Origin of the sequence: Ramlibacter sp., from assembly GCF_041916345.1 — a bacterium.
In the GTDB taxonomy this organism is placed as follows: Bacteria; Pseudomonadota; Gammaproteobacteria; order Burkholderiales; family Burkholderiaceae_C; genus Ramlibacter.
On the sequence record NZ_JAYRZR010000052.1, the window covers coordinates 1 to 15,717 of the forward strand.

Consider the following 15,717-nt stretch of genomic DNA (forward strand, 5'->3'; position numbering starts at 1 on the left):
ACTGGGCCACCGTCGGCTCCTCCAACCTCGACCCGCTCAGCCTGCTGCTGGCGCGTGAGGCCAACGTGGTGGTGGACGACCACCGGTTCGCGCTCACGCTGCGTGAGCGCCTGGTGCACGCCATGGAGCATCAGGGGCGCGAGATGGATCGTGCCGGCTTCGCGCGGCGCCCGTGGCTGCAGCGCGTGAAGGAGCGGCTGGCGCTCATCGTGATGCGCATCGCGCTCGCGGTGCAGGGGAAGAAGTACCTGTGACCGATCTGGTGGTGCAGCGCCCCGAGGGCCTGTATTGCCCGCCCGGTGATTTCTACATCGATCCCTGGCGGCCGGTGGACCGCGCCGTGATCACGCACGCGCATGCCGATCACGCACGGCCCGGCCATGGCCACTACCTCGCCGCGGCGGCGGGCGAGGGCATGCTGCGCGCGCGGCTCGGCGCGATCCGGCTGCAGGCGTTGGCCTACGGCGAGCGCATCGTGCACCACGGCGTGACCGTGTCGCTGCATCCGGCCGGCCACGTGCTGGGATCGGCCCAGGTGCGGCTGGAGCATGAGGGCCGCGTGTGGGTGGCCAGCGGCGACTACAAGGTCGCGGCGGACCGCACCTGCGCACCTTTCGAGCCGGTGCGCTGCGACGTGTTCATCACCGAGTCGACTTTCGGCCTGCCCATCTACCGCTGGCGCCCGGACGCCGAGCTGGATGCCGAGATCAACGCCTGGTGGGCGGCCAACGCACAGGCCGGCCGCGCCAGCGTGATCGCCTGCTACAGCTTCGGCAAGGCGCAGCGTCTGCTGGCCGGGCTGGACGCCACCATCGGACCCATCGTCGTGCATGGCGCGGTGGAGCCGCTCAATGCGGCGTATCGCGCCGCCGGTGTGCACCTGCCGGACACACTGGCCGCGCCGAGCTTGACGGACAAGGCGGCCATCGGCCGCTGCCTGGTGCTGTGCCCGCCCAGCGCTGCAGCCAGCCCGTGGCTGCGCCGCTTCGGCGACTGCGCCACCGCCTTCGCCAGCGGCTGGATGCAGGTGCGCGGCCAGCGCCGCCGCGGCGGCTGGGACCGCGGTTTCGTCGTCTCGGACCACGCGGACTGGCCGGGCCTGCACGCAGCCATCGACGCCACGGGCGCGAGCCGCGTCATCGTCACGCATGGCAGCGTGCCGGTCATGGTGCGCGTGCTGCAGGAGCGGGGCTTGCAGGCCGGCGCGTTCCAAACGGAGTACGGCGACGATGCGCTGGATGCGCCGGCTGCCGCAGAGCCTTCCGCATGAAGCGCTTCGCCCGCCTCTTAAGCGAACTCGACGCCACCACCGCCACACAGGCGAAGGTGGATGCGCTGGTGCGCTACTTTGCCGAGGCGCCGCCCGACGATGCCGCCTGGGCGGTGTACTTCCTCGCCGGCGGGAAGCCTCGCCAGGTGGTGAAGACAGCCGTGATGGCGCGCGAGGCCGCTGCGGCCGCGGGGCTGGCGTCCTGGCTGTTCGACGAGTGCTACCAGGCGGTCGGCGACCTGGCGGAGACCATCGCGCTGGTGCTGCCCGATGGCGAGGCCGGCGGCGACATGGGCCTGGCGCAATGGATGCATGAGCGCCTGCTGCCCCTGCGCGGCCAGGAGGAGGATGCCGTGGCCCGCGCACTGCGGGGCTACTGGCGTGAGCTCGATGCGCAGGGCCGCTTCCTCCTGGTCAAGCTGGTGGGCGGTGGCTTCCGCGTGGGCGTGAGCAAGCTGCTGGTACAGCGCGCATTGGCCCGCCAGGCCGGCATCGATGCCAAGCGGGTGGCGCAGCGCATGATGGGGTACACCGATGCGAAGAGCGCACCGACGGCGGAGCGCTACCAGGCCCTGATCGCGCCGGTGGACGAGGCCCGGCCCGATGGCGCCGATGCCGGCCAGCCCTATCCCTTCTTCCTGGCGCATCCGCTGGACATCGCGCCTGAGCTGTTCGCGGCGCGCCTGGGGCCGCTGGCCGACTGGCAGGTGGAGTGGAAGTACGACGGTATCCGCGCCCAGGTGGTGCGGCGGCAGGGGCAATGCTGGATCTGGTCGCGCGGCGAGGAGCTGGTGACGGATCGCTTCCCCGAGGTGGTGGCGTTGGCGCAGTCGGTACCTGACGGCACGGTGCTGGACGGCGAGATCCTGGCCTGGAAGGACGACGCGCCCGCGCCTTTCGCGCTGCTGCAGCAGCGCATCGCGCGCAAGACGCTCACCCGCAAGGTGCTGGCCGATGCGCCCGTGACCTTTCTCGCCTACGACTTGCTGGAGGAGGCGGGCGTGGATCTGCGAGGCCGGCCGCAGCACGAGCGTCGCCAGCGACTGGAGGCGCTCGTGGCCGGTACGGCCCTGCCGCTCTCGCCCTTGGTGTCGGCCGAAGGCTGGCCGGACCTGGCCCGCGTGCGCGCGTCCTCGCGGGAGCGGGGCATGGAAGGCCTGATGCTCAAGCGCCGGGATGCCGCCTATGGCGTCGGCCGCACCAAGGCCGAGGGCTTGTGGTGGAAGTGGAAGATCGAGCCCATGTCCATCGACTGCGTGCTGGTCTATGCCCAGGCGGGGCACGGCCGGCGCGCATCGGTCTACACCGACTACACCTTCGCCGTCTGGAACCGCCCGCCTGCGGACGCAGCCGAGGTGCAGGCCGTGCTGGATGCCATCGCCGCGCGTGAGCCGCCCTCGCCCGGCGGCCTGCAGCTCGTTGCCTTCGCCAAGGCCTACTCCGGCCTCACCGACGCCGAGTTCCGCGCCGTCGACGCGGTGATCCGCAAGTCCACGGTGGAGAAGTTCGGTCCGGTGCGCAGCGTGCGGCCCAGCCTGGTGTTCGAGCTGGGCTTCGAGGGCATCCAGGCGAGCAGCCGCCACAAGAGCGGCATCGCGGTGCGCTTTCCGCGCATGCTGCGCATCCGGCACGACAAGCCGATGGCCGAGGCCAATACACTGGGGGATCTGCAGGCTCTGCTGGGAGGTGGCGTGTGATGGCAGATGCAAGATGGGGGCTGACCCTGGCTGCCATGGCGGCCTGCGCCGTCGGTCTGCACCTGCCGGTGGCGCAGGCCCAACAAGCGGTCAATCGCTGTGTCGATGCCGCCGGTCGCGTGAGCTACCAGCAGGGCGACTGCCCCGAGGCCGTGCGCCAGCAGAGCGTGAAGCTGCACGTCACGCCAGCCGCGCCGCCGGCTTCGGCGGCGGCGCGCCGCGCAATGCCTGGCTACAAGGCGCCACGCGAAGCCTACCTGGTCTTCTTCTACGACCCGCGCGACGAGCCCGTGGGGTTCTCCACCGCCACGATGGAGTCGTTCATCCGCACCGCCGCCACGGCCTGGGCGCAGGGCTGCAAGGTGCGCATCGCCTATGGCGGCCGGGCGCCGGCTCGCATGCCGGGCACGCCCGATGCCGTGCCCATCCGCTGGGCGCCCGAGTACATGCGCATGGCGCACCCGGCGGATGCGCGCAGCGGCATCGCCGGCACCGGCAGCCTGTATCACGGCATCGCGCTCAAGCCGCGCTTCCATGAAAACCAGATGCTCTCGGTGCTGATCCACGAGATGGGCCATGTGCTGGGCCTGCCGCACAACCACGCGGACCGCACCTCCGTGATGAGCTACCTGCGGGACGAAGGCGCACGCCGCAGTCCGCAGCCCTCGGAATCCGACTACCTGAACTGCAACCTGTCGATGCAGCAGCTGTTCGGCATCGAATTCCAGCCGCCCGCCGGCGCCGAGGCGGCGCGCAGCCCGCACATGAGCGACGCCGAGGCCCTGCGCCGCATCTACGGCGACAAGCCCCGCTGAAAGCCCCGGCGCCGCCGTGCCGGTCCGCCCGGTGTTAGCATGATTCCAATGCTTATGAAAACCGATCCCGACGCCCCGCTCACCCCGGCCGCGCCCGACGAAGGCGTGCCCGTCTCGGTGAAGATCCGACAGCGCATCCTGGCCGCGCGCAAGCGCTTCCACGCCAACGACAACATCGCTGATTTCGTGGAGCCCGGCGAGCTGGAGAAGCTGCTCGACGAGGTGGAGGTCAAGATGCAGGGCGTGCTCGACAGCCTGGTCATCGACACTGTGAGCGACCACAACACCGGCGACACCGCGCGCCGCGTGGCCAAGATGTACGTGAACGAGGTGTTCCGCGGCCGCTACGTCAAGCCGCCGACGATTACCGAGTTCCCGAACGCCGAACACCTGAACGAGCTGATGATCGTCGGCCCGATCACCGTGCGCTCGGCCTGCAGCCACCACTTCTGCCCCGTCATCGGCAAGGTGTGGATCGGCGTCATGCCCAACGAGCACACCAACGTGATCGGCCTGTCGAAGTACGCGCGCCTGGCCGAGTGGGTGATGGGCCGCCCGCAGATCCAGGAAGAGGCGGTGATCCAGCTGGCCGACCTCATCATGGAAAAGACCCAGCCCGACGGCCTGGCCATCGTGATGGAGGCCAGCCACTACTGCATGGCCTGGCGCGGCGTGAAGGACATGGACAGCCGCATGATCAACTCGGTCATGCGCGGCGTGTTCCTGAAGGACGCCGCCCTGCGCCGCGAATTCCTGGCGCTGATTCCGCGCCGCACCGACCGGAGCTGATCGCCATGCTGGTACGCCTACTCTATTGCAGCCGGGCCGTGGACCCGAGCGAAACGGTGATCGAGGCCATCCTCGCCCAGTCCCGGCAGCACAACCCGGTGAGCGGCATCACCGGCATCCTCTGCTACGGCGGCGGCGTGTTCCTGCAGGCCATCGAAGGCGGCCGCATGCAGGTGAGCGAGCTGTTCGGCCACATCCAGAAGGACCCTCGCCACAAGGATGTCGCCTTGCTGCACTTCGAGGAAATCTTCGAGCGCCGGTTCGGCGGCTGGACCATGGGGCAGGTCAACCTCTCCAAGCTGAACCAGTCCCTGCTGCTCAAGTACTCCGAGAAGCCCGAGCTGGACCCGTATGCCGTCTCCGGCAAGGTGTCGCTGGCCCTGCTGGAGGGCCTGATGGCGACGGCGGCGATTTGCGGGGGGGGTTGATCACAGGTAAATCGCTGCGCGATTTGCCTGTGGCTTGATCGGTGTGAGGAGGACCGGCGGAGCCGGATCCTCCTCACAGGGGTGCCCGCCCTGCGCGTTGCTCCGTGCGGGCGGGGCCGCTAGCGGGGTGGGGGCACGAGCTGCCGAGCGGCCGTGATGGGGCCTGTTCGTACTCTCTCTTCCCATGACGACTCCCTTAGTTGGCTGTGACTTTTCGTCGGCGCCGTCGGCGCGCAAGCCCATCGTGCTGGCGCTGGGGCGCTGTGATGGCGCGCGGGTGGTGCTCGAGCGGGTGGAGAAGCTGGCGACGCTGGAGGCATTCGGGGCGTGGCTCGGGGAGCTGCGGCCGTGGGTGGGCGGGTTCGACGTGCCGTTCGGGTTGCCGCGGGAGCTGGTCGAGCATCTCGGGTGGCCGACGGACTGGCTGGGGTGCATGCGGCACTACGCGGCGCTGAGCCGCGCGGAGATCCGAGACACCTTTGCTGCCTTCTGCGCGGCGCGGCCGACGGGCGGCAAGTTCGCGCATCGTGCCTGTGACCGGCCCGCAGGGTCCAGCCCGTCGATGAAGTGGGTGAACCCGCCGGTGGCCTACATGCTGCACGCGGCGGTGCCTCTGCTGCTGAAGGCGGGCGTGCATCTGCCGGCGCTGCATGAAGGGGACCCGCATCGCGTGGCGCTGGAGGCCTATCCGGGCCTGCTGGCGCGCGAGCTGATCGGCCATCGCAGCTACAAGAGCGATGACCGCGCGAAGCACACGCCCGAACGGCTGATCGCCCGCAAGGACCTCCTCACCGCGCTGGAGCAGGGACGCACGCGCCTCGCGCTGCGGCTGAAGCTCACCCATGCCCAGCGCGACGCGCTGGCGGACGATGCGAGCGGGGACACGCTGGATGCGGTGCTGTGCCTTGTGCAGGCCGCCTGGGCGGCAGGGCAGGGGGCGCCGCGGTATGGGTTGCCGGCGGACGTGGACCCACTGGAAGGGTGGATCGTCACGGCGTGAGCGGAAGTCGACGTCCAGCGGTCTACTTGAGCAACTTGCCCGTCGACCCGATCACGGTGACTTCCACGTAGCGCGATCCGATGCGGTTGCGCGGCCCGAACGAGACCGTCCAGCCGCCCAGCTGGAAGTCCTGCAGCCCCTCCAGGGCCGCGACGACCTTCGCACGGGTGGGCTTGGGGCCGGCCCGGCGAAGCGCCTCCACCAGCACCTTGGCGCCCAGGAACTCCTCGAAGCTCGTGTACGAGATCGTTTCATCGGGCGCGTATTTGCGCATCAACTCGTGGTACTCGCGGATGATGGGGATGTTGGCCATGAACGGATAGGGCACGACCTGGCTGATGCCCAGGCCGTGCGCGTTCTTCAGCCCCGCCAGCTTCACGATCTCGGCGGGGTCCACCACCGAGATGTTGAGCAGCATGGCGCCGCCGCCCGACTCGCGGTACTGCCGGGCGAAGGCCGCCGTGGGCCGGTTGACCGAGACCATGATCACCGCTTGCGGATCCGACGCCTTGATCGCCTTCACCGCGTCTTCCACCTTGTCGGTGTTGCGTTCGTAGCCCGCCTTCGCCACCAGCTTCATCTGGCGACGTGCCACTGCGGCTTCCACACCCGCCAGGCCGGCCTGGCCAAATCCGTCGTCCTGGTACATCACCGCGATGCGCTGGATGCCCAGCGTGGTGAGGTGCTGCACCATGTGCTCTGCCTCGTCGGCATAGCCGGCCCGGATGTGGAAGATCATGCGGTTGTCTGCGCCGCGCAGCGGCTCGCCGCCGGTGTAGGGTGCCACCAGCGCGGCGCCGCCCTCGTCGAGCACCTTGTCGGCCAGCAGCTTGCCGATGTTGGCCGTGCCGGCAAATCCGAACAGCGCCACCACGTCGGGGCGCGCCAGCACTTCGCGCGTGAGGCGCACGGTCTCGTCGACCTTGTAGCCGTCGTCCAGCACGAGATGCTGGATCTTCTGGCCGTTGATGCCGCCTGTGTCATTGACCGCCTTGAAGACGATCTGGCCGCCCAGCACCATCTGCTTGCCGGTGGAGGCCAGCACCCCCGACAGCGGCGCCACCTGTGCCACTGTGATCTGCGCCCCGGCGGTGCAGGCGGCCGCCATCAGCGCTGCGGCCAGGGCCGCGCGCAGGTTCCCAACGATGTCCATGCTTGTCTCCTTCGATGCCGAGGTCGCACTGTGCGCCGCACGCGTGCCGCCACGTGACGCGGTTTGTCCCTAGTGAGAACTACGTAAGCCAGGCCAACGGTCGAGCTGATGACGCTGCCTACTGCGCCGTCCACCCGCCATCCACCGGGATCGCCGCACCGGTGAGGTTGTGCGCCGCTGGCTCGCACAGCCACACCACGACGCGCGCGATCTCGTCTGGCAGCGAGGTGCGCAGGCTCGGCTGCTTCTCGCGCAGCAGGTCGCGTGTGGCGAACGCTCGGTCCACGCCGAGCGCCGCTGCGCGTGCATCGATCTGCGGCTGGATGATCGCCGTCTCGGTCCAGCCGGGGCAGACGCAGTTGACGGTGACGCCGCCACTCTCGCGTGAGCCGGCGCTGGCGTACTCCAGCGCGGCCACACGCGACAGGCCCACCAACCCGAACTTCGCGGCCACGTAGGGTGCCTTGTTCACCGATGCCACCAGGCCGTGGACCGAGGCGATGTTGACGACACGGCCGTACCCACCGGCCGCCATGCGCGGCAAGGCCACTCGCATGGTGTCGAAGGCGGCCGAGAGGTTGATGGCCAGGATGTCGTCCCAGCGCTGGCGCGGCATGTCGGCCAGGCTGGCCGTGTGCTGGATGCCGGCGTTGTTCACCAGGATGTCCACCGGCCCTTCGGCGAGCGCGGCATGCACCAGCGCCTCGGCCTGTGCGGCATCGCGCAGGTCGTGCGCGCACACCTGCACGGCCGGTGCGCCGGCGGCTTCCACGGCCGTTCGCGCGGCGGCCTGCGCGTCGGGCGTGCCCAGGCCATGCAGCACGATGGCCGCGCCTTCGCGGGCCAGCGCCGTCGCGATCGCCAGGCCGATGCCCTGCACCGAGCCGGTGACGAGCGCGCGCCGGCCCTCCAGGAAACGGGGTGTCGTCATGTCGGTCTCCTCAATGCGGCGCAGTGATCCGCTCGCGCAAAGCGGTCTTCAGCACCTTGCCATAGTGATTCTTGGGCAGCGTGTCCACGATCTCATACCGCTTGGGCCGCTTGAAGCGCGCGATCTGCGCCAGGCATGTCGCGTCCAGCGCCTCCTGCGTCACGGTCGCGCCGGGCCTTGGCACCACGAACGCCACCACGACCTCGCCCCACTCGGGATCGGGCGCGCCCACCACCGCCACCTCGGCCACGCCCTCGGCCTGCAGCAGCACCTCTTCCACCTCGCGCGGGTAGATGTTGGAGCCGCCGCTGATGATCAGGTCCTTGCTGCGGTCCTTGAGCGTGAGGAAGCCGTCGGCGTCGAGGCTGCCCATGTCACCGGTGAAGAGCCACCCGTCACGCAGCGCCGCGGCCGTCGCCTCGGGGTTGCGCCAGTAGCCCTTCATCACCGTGTCGCCGCGCACCAGCACCTCGCCGACTTCGCCCAGCGGCAGCGGCTGGCCCGATGCGTCGGCGATGCGCACTTCCACCGGCGTCTGCGCCACGCCCACCGACGCGAGCCGCTCCATGTATCGCGGATGCCCGGTGTCGGTCACGTGGCGGCGATCCAGCGAGGTGATCACCATCGGGCTCTCGCCCTGGCCGTAGATCTGCACGAAGCGCGGGCCCATCACGCGCAGCGCGCGGCGGATGTCCTCCAGGTACATGGGTGCCCCGCCGTAGACGATGGTCTTGAAGCCTTCGCCATCCAGGCCCTTGGCCTCGGCGTGGTCCACCAGGCGCTTGACGATGGTGGGCGCGGCGAACATCGACAGGCGCCCCACCGAGCGCGCCAGGCCGAACAGCTCGGCGGCGTCGAAGCCGCCGGAAGCCGGCACCACGTGGCGCGCGCCCGCCACCACGTGGGGCAGCGCATACAGGCCGGCACCGTGCGACATGGGGGCCGGGTAGACGATGGCGTCACGCGGGTCGATGGCGTCCACATCGGCGAAATAGGTGAGCGCCATGGTCAGCAGGTTGCGGTGCGTGAGCTGCACGCCCTTGGGCCGGCCGGTGGTGCCACTTGTGTAGAACAGCCAGGCGGTGTCGTCAGGTGCCCGCGTGGCCACTTCGGCCGGGTCGCCCTGCAGCAGCGCGGCGTACGCGGGCGTCTCCACGTCGATGCAGGGGCCCGGTACCACGAGGCCCGCACCGACGTCGGCGGTGATGAAGGCGGCGCGCGCCCGGGCATGCTCGGCGATCCACTGGGCTTCGCGCAGGTGCAGCTTGGCGTTCACGGGCACCACCGCCAGGCCGGCCCACCAGGCGCCGTACAGGATCTCCAGGTAGGCGGGGTGATTGCGCATGAACACGAGCACGTGGTCGCCCGGCTGCAGGCCGTGGCGGCGCAGCGCGCCAGCCAGACGCGCCACCCGGTCGGCCAGGCCGCCGTAGGTGTGCAGCGGGCGGTCCCCTTCCAGCAGGGCCAGTGACTCGGGGCGGGCGCGGGCCACCCGTAGCAGCGTCTGGGCGAGATTCATCGAGGTGTCCGGTTGGCGCGCGGCGGAAGGCATCGGAAGGCCACTGTCCTTGGCGCCGAGTGCGCAAAAGCCCGGCAGCGTAGCGTGCGCCGCCAGCACCGGCCATAGCGTAGAAACACCTCAGGTCCCGTCCCAGCGTAACAGTACGCCGTAGCGCGATGCGGCCGAGCTGCCTACGCTGGCGCCCTCGATCAGCTGGAACCAAAGGAGACAGGCATGGCCGGAGGAAGATGGCAAGGCGGCGCAGCCCTCGCGACCGTCATGGGGCTCGCGGGCTGCGGTGGCGGAGGCGACACGGCAGTGAACACGCTGCCCTCGGAGATCACGGAAGTCTCGCGCGTGGCGTACACGGCCACCACCCCCGGCAGCGGCACGACAGCGGCCACGCAGGACCTGCTGACGGGCGGCCTGGGCAAGACCGGGCTCGGCGCCACGGCCGCGCCAGCGTATGCCGACCCGGCCAATCCCACCGCGCTGGAGTTGCGGCGCAATGCCCTGCACGCGAACTACCGCGCCATCCTCGACCCCACCGCCGGTGGCGGCTACGGCACGCTGTACGGACCGAACATCGACCTGGCCGGCGGCAACACGCTGGGTGAAGGCCTGATCCCTGGCGTGGAATACCTGGCCCGCCTGGATGACGGCAGCGGCCGCCGCAACGTGACCATCGCGGTGCAGATCCCGACCCGCTTCGATCCCGCCAACCCCTGCATCGTGGTGGGGCCGTCCTCCGGCTCACGCGGTGTCTACGGTGCGATCGGCAGCAGCAGCGAGTGGGGCCTGAAGCGCGGTTGCGCCGTCGCCCTGACTGACTCTGGCAAGGGCATGGGCCTGTACGACCCGGCCGACGACAGCGTGAACCGCATCGACGGCACGCGCGCCACGCGCACGGCGGCCGGGGCGCTGTCGCACTTCGCGGCCGCGCTGAGCGACACGGCGCGCGCGGCCTTCAATGCCGCCTTTCCCAACCGCCTGGGCCTCAAGCACGTGCACTCGCAGCAGAACCCCGAGAAGGACTGGGGGTCCGACACCCTGGCGGCCACCCGTTACGCGCTCTACGCGCTGAACCAGGAACTGGCGCCGGTGATCGGTGCCGGCCCGGCGCGCGAGGTGCGCTTCGACGCAGGCAACACGATGGTGATCGCCGGTTCGGTCTCCAACGGCGGCGCGGCGGTGCTGCAGGCCGGCGAGCAGGACGCCGAGGGCCTGATCGATGGCGTTGTCGCGGGCGAGCCGAGCGCACAGCCGCGCACCACCACCGGCTACGGCGTGCAGCAAGGCGGCGTGGCCGTATCCCGGCACGGGCTGCCGCTGCTGGACCTGTTCACGGTCGCCAATCTCTATCAGCCTTGCGCCGCGCTGGCGACGGGCGCCGCGATGACGGAGACCAGCGTCTTCAACTACCTGTCGCTGGCGGCCATGAATCCGCGTGCCACGAACCGCTGCACCGCGCTGGCCGCGCGCGGCCTGGTGAGCGGTGCCGATACGGCGGCGCGTGCCGCAGACGCCTTGCGCAAGCTGCGTGACTACGGCTGGGGCCCCGAGCACGACCAGATGCACAACGCCCACTACGGCCTGGGCAACGCGCCCATCATCGCCATGATGTACACCAACGCCTTCGGCCGCTTCTCGATGGCCGACAACCTGTGCGGCATGAGTGCGGCCCAGGTCAGCGCCACCGGTGAGGTGGTGCCGGTGACCGCGGCGCTCAAGGCGGCGTCGTTCGCCGTGGGCAACGGCACCGCCAACGGCGCGCCGGCCAGCGTGGTCTACAACGACTCGGTGGGTGGCGCGCGGAGCTGGGCGTTCGCCGTCTCCCCGACGAGCGGGCTGGCCGACTTCGCCCTGGACGCCGCGTTGTGCCAGCGCGCGCTGGTGACCGGGGCCGATGCCGTGACCGGTGCGCCACTGACGGCGACCAGCGTACCGAGCAAGGCGCAGAGCGACGCCGTGCGGGCCGGCATGGCGGAGGTGCTGCTGGGCGGCAACCTGCGCGGCAAGCCCACGGTGATCGTGGCTGGCCGCCACGACGCGCTGGTGCCGGTGAACCACAACGCGCGCGCCTACACCGCCTTCAATCGCGTGGTGGAGGGAGCCTCGACCCGGCTGCGCTACTGGGAGGTCACCAACGCGCAGCACTTCGACACCTTCAATGCCCAAAGCGGCTTCGACACCCGCTACGTGCCGCTGCACGTGTACTTCAACCAGGCCATGAACGCGATGTATGCCCACCTGAAGTCCGGCACCGCCCTGCCGCCGAGCCAGGTGGTCCGTGGCGTCCCGCGCGGGGGCACGCCCGGTGCCGCCCCCGCCGTCACGGCGGCGAACGTGCCGCCGGTTGCGGCCACGCCCGCGGCGGCGCAGTCCATCGGGTTCAGCGGCACCTCGATCAACGTGCCGGAGTGAGAGGTCTACCCGGCCTGCCCGATTCAGGGCAGGCCGGCCAGCCGCGCGATCAGCTCGCCATGGTTGGCCGCGCCCAGCTTCTTCATCAGCCGCGCGCGATGGGCCTCCACCGTCCGCGGGCTGATGCCCAGTAGCCGGGCGATCTGCTTGCTGGTGCCCCCGGTGAGGATCTGCTGCGCGATCTCACGCTCGCGCAAGGTCAGGCGGCCCACCATCGGCCGCCGCCGCGAGATGTCCTCGAACATCCACACGGCGCACGCGAAGGGATCCGATCGGTCCACCGCCCGGCCCACCACGTGGCACCAGAAGAGGTTGCCATCGCGCCGCTTCATGATGCGCTCGTCGCCATAGGTGCCGGTCTCCCGCAAGACGGGAAGGCCGAGATTGCCCACATGGACGTATTCCTCATGCGAGGGATACAGCGGCGCCAGCGGTTGACCCAGCAGTTCGTCCGCCTGGTAGCCGAACATCTGGCCGAAGGCCGGGTTGCAGAGGGTCACCCGACGTTGCGCGGTCACGCACATGCCGACCGGGGACAGCTCGAACGCCAATTGCAGAGCCTGCAGGGTGTCGTCGGGCGCGGGGGAGTCCATGGCGCTGCGATTGTGGTCGGCCGAGCGGCTGCGGGCATCCGCAGATACGCCAATCCGCCTCAGCGCGCGTCGCTGGCCGGCCCCGTTTCCCCATCCCCCAACCCGTCGAACGCCGCCAGCGCCTCCGCATCGGTCCGGTACAGGCGCAGCAGCGGCGAGGGCGCCAGAGCGCCCGCCTTCTCCAGCACGCGCTCCACGGGCAGCTTCACGCCGCTCAGGTGCAGCGTGATGCCGCGTTCGGCGAGCAGGCGGCGCAGCTGCTGGAACATCTCCACGCCGGTGGCATCGATGCGGTTGACGGGCTGCGCGAACAGCGCCACGTGGCGCGCGTCGGGGTGCTGGCTCAGGTCCTCCGCGATGCGGCGCTCCAGGTCGCTGGCGGAGGCGAAGTCCAGCTCGGCATCCATGCGCAGCGCCAGCAGGTGCGGCGCCAGCGGCGGCAGCTTCCACAGGTGGCGGTCACGCAGGCTGCCATCCGGGTGCAGGCCGACCTCGATGATGCGCGGGTGCAGCCGCAGGTAAAGGAAGTGGGCCAGCGCCACCAGCACACCGGTGAGCACGCCCCAGTAGATGCGCGGCGCGGCCAGCAGGGTCACGGCCACGGTGATGCCGGCGGTGAAGGCCTCCGCGCGATCCACGTGCCACAGCGCCGTGAGCGCGCGCGGCTTGATCAGGTTGACGACCGCGGCGACCACCACGGCCGACAGCACCGCATGCGGCACGTGCGACAGCGCGGGCGTGAGGAACAGCAGCACCACCAGCACGCAAACCCCGGCAATCACCGTGGCCCAGCCGGTGCGGGCGCCCGCGTACAGGGTGATCGCCGAGCGTGAGAACGAGGTGCTGGTGGCGAAGCCGCCGCTGAAGCCCGAGACGATCTTCGCCAGGCCCTGGCCCACCAGGTCCTGCCCGGCATCCCACCGGCGGCCGTCGCGCTGGGCCTCGATCTTGGCGCTGGACGCCATCTCCATCGAGCTGACGAGCGCGATCACCAGGGCCGGGGCGACCAGCGCGCCGAAGCGGTCCCAGTCGGGCATGCCGGGCCAGTACGGCGCGGGCAGGCCGGCCGGCAGCGCGCCGACCACCGCGCCGTGGCTCGAGTAGCCGGTGAACGCGCTCAAGGCGCCCGCCGCCACCAGCACGATCAGCACCACCGGCACCCGCGGCGCGAAGCGCTTGCCCAGCTCGAACAGTGTCAGGCTCACCAGGCCGTAGGCCATGGCCTGGCCATCGAAGCGTGGCGCCTGCCAGAGCGACGCGAGCGGCCCCTGCAAGCCCAGCAGGGCGGGCAGCTGCGAGGCGATGATCAGCAGGGCCGCGGCCTGGCTGAAACCGGTGAGCACGGGGGAGCTGACGAGGTTCAGCATCCAGGCCGCGCCCGATGCGCCGACGGCGAGCTGCACGCCGCCGGCCAGCAGCGACAGCCACACGGCCAGGGCTACCCACTGGTCCGAGGCCGGCGCCGCCAGACCGGCGAGCGAGGCGCCCACCAGCACGCTGGTCAGCGCCGAGGGCCCGACCGAGAGCCGCGTGGAGCTGCCGAACAGCACCGCCACCAGCATCGGCAGGAAGGTGGCATAGAGCCCGGCCACCAGCGGCATGCCGGCGAGGCCGGCATAGGCCACCGACTGCGGGATCATCACCACGGCCACGGTGAGGGCGGCCACGCCCTCGCCGCGCAGCAGCGCGGCATCGGGCCGGGGCCAGGCCAGGAAGGGGCACCAGCGTCGCCAGTTCATCGGCATCGCCCGAGTATGCGCGAGGCGGCCTCGCGCCCGGCGCCGCTCACCGCTGGGGCATGTCCTTGACCGAGTAGCCCAGGCTCACGGTCGCGTCGTCGGGGATGGGGGGCATGGTCGCGTTCCAGGCTTCCCATGTCTCGCGCAGGGCGACCAGGCGGTCCGGCTCGCGGCCGGCCAGGTTGGCCCGCTCGCGCTCGTCGGCTGGCACGTTGAACAGGTAGTCGTGGCCGTCCACGCGCAGGTACTTCCAGTCGCCGTCGCGCAGGGCCCGCTGGCCGCGGTGGTTCATGCGCCAGTGCAGCGGGCGGGCGAAGCGCACTTGCGGGTCGCGCAGCACCGGCAGCAGGGAGACGCCGTCGAGTGGATACGCGGGGTCGGCCGCCGCGCCTGCCGCTTCCAGCAGGGTCGTCGACCAGTCCATGGTCATGCAGTGCTGCTCGCTCGTCGTGCCAGAGGGGATGACGGAAGGCCAATGCGCGATCCAGGGCACCCGGATGCCGCCTTCGGTGAGATCCATCTTGCCGCCCACCAGCGGCCAGTTGTCGGAGAAGCGTTCGCCGCCGTTGTCACTGGTGAAGACGACCAGCGTGTCGCGGTCCAGCCCGTGCCGGCGCAGGGCGTCCATCACCCAGCCGATGCCCTCGTCCATGTGGTGGATCATGCGGCGGTAAGTGTGGATGTTGCCGCCGTGCAGGTGGAAGAGGTTGGTCTTCACCTCCTGGGCCAGGGCCTCGTCGTCGCGCGTCTCCCAGGGCCAGTGCGGCGCGGTGTAGTGCAGGCTCAGGAAGAACGGCGAACCGGCCTTCGCGCCCTCGGCCATTCGGTCCACGTAGTCCACCGCCCGGCGGGAGATCAGGTCCGTGAGGTAGCCGTCCTCGTGCTTCTCGGCCTCGCCGAAGTACAGGTCATGGCTGCCGTTGCTGCTGCAGTGGGTGAAGTAGTCCACGCCGCCCGACATGGGGCCGAAGAATTCCTCGTAGCCCGATTTCAGCGGGCCGAAGGCCGGCGGGTAGCCCAGGTGCCACTTGCCGATGAGCGCGGTGCGGTAGCCGGACGCGCGCAGCAGCGAGGGCAGGGTGGGGTGCTCGGGCGGCAGGCCCAGCGTGGTGCTGCCCTTGCTCTTGCTGTTGATCGGCTCCTCGGCGGCGCCGCGCAGGCGGTATTGCCAGCGCGCGGTCATCAGCGCAAAGCGCGTGGGCGAGCACACCGGCGAGTTCGAGTAGCCCTGGGTGAAGCGCAGGCCGCTGGCGGCCAGGCCGTCGAGCACGGGCGAGACCGCACCGAATTCGGCCTCGCGGCCGCCGTAGCAGCCGAGGTCGGCGAAGCCCAGGTCGTCGGCGACGATGAAGATGAGGTTGGGTCGGGTCACGGCGG

Annotated in this window: 13 protein-coding genes and 1 pseudogene; 8 read left to right on the forward strand and 6 right to left on the reverse strand. The window is 70.6% G+C overall.

The features are described 5' to 3' along the window. The 7 genes and pseudogenes from ACE3T5_RS13795 to ACE3T5_RS13825 form a co-directional block, all read left to right on the forward strand. Window positions 1–254, forward strand: a pseudogene (locus ACE3T5_RS13795) (cardiolipin synthase ClsB); the annotation flags it as partial. Continuing rightward, window positions 251–1,270 (forward strand): ligase-associated DNA damage response exonuclease, encoded by a 1,020-nt coding sequence (locus ACE3T5_RS13800; RefSeq protein ID WP_374668601.1) that lies wholly within the window; start codon window positions 251–253, stop codon window positions 1,268–1,270. The pseudogene ACE3T5_RS13795 and the gene ACE3T5_RS13800, both read left to right, overlap by 4 nt. Beyond that, window positions 1,267–2,967 (forward strand): ATP-dependent DNA ligase, encoded by a 1,701-nt coding sequence (locus ACE3T5_RS13805; protein WP_374668603.1) that lies wholly within the window; start codon window positions 1,267–1,269, stop codon window positions 2,965–2,967. The genes ACE3T5_RS13800 and ACE3T5_RS13805 overlap by 4 nt, the downstream gene beginning before the upstream one ends. Next, window positions 2,967–3,782 carry a DUF4124 domain-containing protein gene (locus tag ACE3T5_RS13810; protein WP_374668605.1) on the forward strand — a complete coding sequence of 272 codons (816 nt, stop codon included), beginning with the start codon at window positions 2,967–2,969 and terminating at the stop codon, window positions 3,780–3,782. Before ACE3T5_RS13805 ends, ACE3T5_RS13810 begins: the two co-directional genes overlap by 1 nt. 54 nt (window positions 3,783–3,836) lie before the next feature. Next, the gene (gene folE, locus ACE3T5_RS13815; protein ID WP_374668607.1) at window positions 3,837–4,571 is read left to right on the forward strand and encodes a GTP cyclohydrolase I; all 735 of its coding nucleotides are present in this window, start codon (window positions 3,837–3,839) and stop codon (window positions 4,569–4,571) included. A 5-nt stretch (window positions 4,572–4,576) separates the two neighbouring features. Continuing rightward, window positions 4,577–4,999: a BLUF domain-containing protein gene (locus ACE3T5_RS13820; RefSeq protein WP_374668609.1), complete on the forward strand. Its 423-nt coding sequence runs from the start codon at window positions 4,577–4,579 to the stop codon at window positions 4,997–4,999. 184 nt (window positions 5,000–5,183) lie between these two features. After that, complete coding sequence (locus tag ACE3T5_RS13825) at window positions 5,184–5,999, forward strand: DUF429 domain-containing protein (protein ID WP_374668610.1); 816 nt, start codon at window positions 5,184–5,186, stop codon at window positions 5,997–5,999. 22 nt (window positions 6,000–6,021) lie between these two features. On the opposite strand, the gene ACE3T5_RS13830 is transcribed toward ACE3T5_RS13825, so the two are convergent. The 3 genes from ACE3T5_RS13830 to ACE3T5_RS13840 all read right to left on the reverse strand — a co-directional run bounded on the left by ACE3T5_RS13830 (window position 6,022) and on the right by ACE3T5_RS13840 (window position 9,602). Then, the gene (locus ACE3T5_RS13830) at window positions 6,022–7,152 is read right to left on the reverse strand and encodes an ABC transporter substrate-binding protein (protein WP_374668612.1); all 1,131 of its coding nucleotides are present in this window, start codon (window positions 7,150–7,152) and stop codon (window positions 6,022–6,024) included. Between the two features lie 118 nt (window positions 7,153–7,270). Next, on the reverse strand, window positions 7,271–8,083 hold the full coding sequence (locus ACE3T5_RS13835) for a 3-hydroxybutyrate dehydrogenase (RefSeq protein WP_374668614.1): 813 nt from the start codon (window positions 8,081–8,083) through the stop codon (window positions 7,271–7,273). Between the two features lie 10 nt (window positions 8,084–8,093). Beyond that, window positions 8,094–9,602, reverse strand: a complete 1,509-nt coding sequence (locus tag ACE3T5_RS13840; protein ID WP_374668616.1) for a class I adenylate-forming enzyme family protein — start codon at window positions 9,600–9,602, stop codon at window positions 8,094–8,096. A 216-nt stretch (window positions 9,603–9,818) separates the two neighbouring features. Here ACE3T5_RS13840 and ACE3T5_RS13845 point away from each other — a divergent pair, with 216 nt between their 5' ends. Further along, window positions 9,819–12,008 (forward strand): 3-hydroxybutyrate oligomer hydrolase family protein, encoded by a 2,190-nt coding sequence (locus ACE3T5_RS13845; RefSeq protein WP_374668618.1) that lies wholly within the window; start codon window positions 9,819–9,821, stop codon window positions 12,006–12,008. A 23-nt stretch (window positions 12,009–12,031) separates the two neighbouring features. Here the strand turns inward: ACE3T5_RS13845 and ACE3T5_RS13850 are convergent, their stop codons facing one another. From ACE3T5_RS13850 to ACE3T5_RS13860, 3 genes are read right to left on the reverse strand one after another with little or no spacing between them, the layout of a single operon-like run. Continuing rightward, window positions 12,032–12,601 carry a LuxR C-terminal-related transcriptional regulator gene (locus ACE3T5_RS13850; protein WP_374668620.1) on the reverse strand — a complete coding sequence of 190 codons (570 nt, stop codon included), beginning with the start codon at window positions 12,599–12,601 and terminating at the stop codon, window positions 12,032–12,034. Window positions 12,602–12,660: 59 nt separating this feature from the next. Next, window positions 12,661–14,346, reverse strand: coding sequence for a SulP family inorganic anion transporter (locus ACE3T5_RS13855; RefSeq protein WP_374668622.1), 1,686 nt, complete (start codon window positions 14,344–14,346; stop codon window positions 12,661–12,663). Window positions 14,347–14,386: 40 nt separating this feature from the next. Further along, complete coding sequence (locus ACE3T5_RS13860) at window positions 14,387–15,712, reverse strand: sulfatase (protein ID WP_374668625.1); 1,326 nt, start codon at window positions 15,710–15,712, stop codon at window positions 14,387–14,389. Window positions 15,713–15,717: the final 5 nt, after the last annotated feature.

Excerpts from the sequence above, each read along its gene's own strand:
- ACE3T5_RS13805 (WP_374668603.1), top strand. The coding sequence starts at position 1,267 with ATGAAGCGCTTCGCCCGCCTCTTAAGCGAACTCGACGCCACCACCGCC.
- ACE3T5_RS13810 (WP_374668605.1), top strand. The coding sequence starts at position 2,967 with ATGGCAGATGCAAGATGGGGGCTGACCCTGGCTGCCATGGCGGCCTGC.
- folE (WP_374668607.1), top strand. The coding sequence starts at position 3,837 with ATGAAAACCGATCCCGACGCCCCGCTCACCCCGGCCGCGCCCGACGAA.
- ACE3T5_RS13820 (WP_374668609.1), top strand. The coding sequence starts at position 4,577 with ATGCTGGTACGCCTACTCTATTGCAGCCGGGCCGTGGACCCGAGCGAA.
- ACE3T5_RS13825 (WP_374668610.1), top strand. The coding sequence starts at position 5,184 with ATGACGACTCCCTTAGTTGGCTGTGACTTTTCGTCGGCGCCGTCGGCG.
- ACE3T5_RS13830 (WP_374668612.1), bottom strand. The coding sequence starts at position 7,152 with ATGGACATCGTTGGGAACCTGCGCGCGGCCCTGGCCGCAGCGCTGATG.
- ACE3T5_RS13835 (WP_374668614.1), bottom strand. The coding sequence starts at position 8,083 with ATGACGACACCCCGTTTCCTGGAGGGCCGGCGCGCGCTCGTCACCGGC.
- ACE3T5_RS13840 (WP_374668616.1), bottom strand. The coding sequence starts at position 9,602 with ATGAATCTCGCCCAGACGCTGCTACGGGTGGCCCGCGCCCGCCCCGAG.
- ACE3T5_RS13845 (WP_374668618.1), top strand. The coding sequence starts at position 9,819 with ATGGCCGGAGGAAGATGGCAAGGCGGCGCAGCCCTCGCGACCGTCATG.
- ACE3T5_RS13850 (WP_374668620.1), bottom strand. The coding sequence starts at position 12,601 with ATGGACTCCCCCGCGCCCGACGACACCCTGCAGGCTCTGCAATTGGCG.
- ACE3T5_RS13855 (WP_374668622.1), bottom strand. The coding sequence starts at position 14,346 with ATGCCGATGAACTGGCGACGCTGGTGCCCCTTCCTGGCCTGGCCCCGG.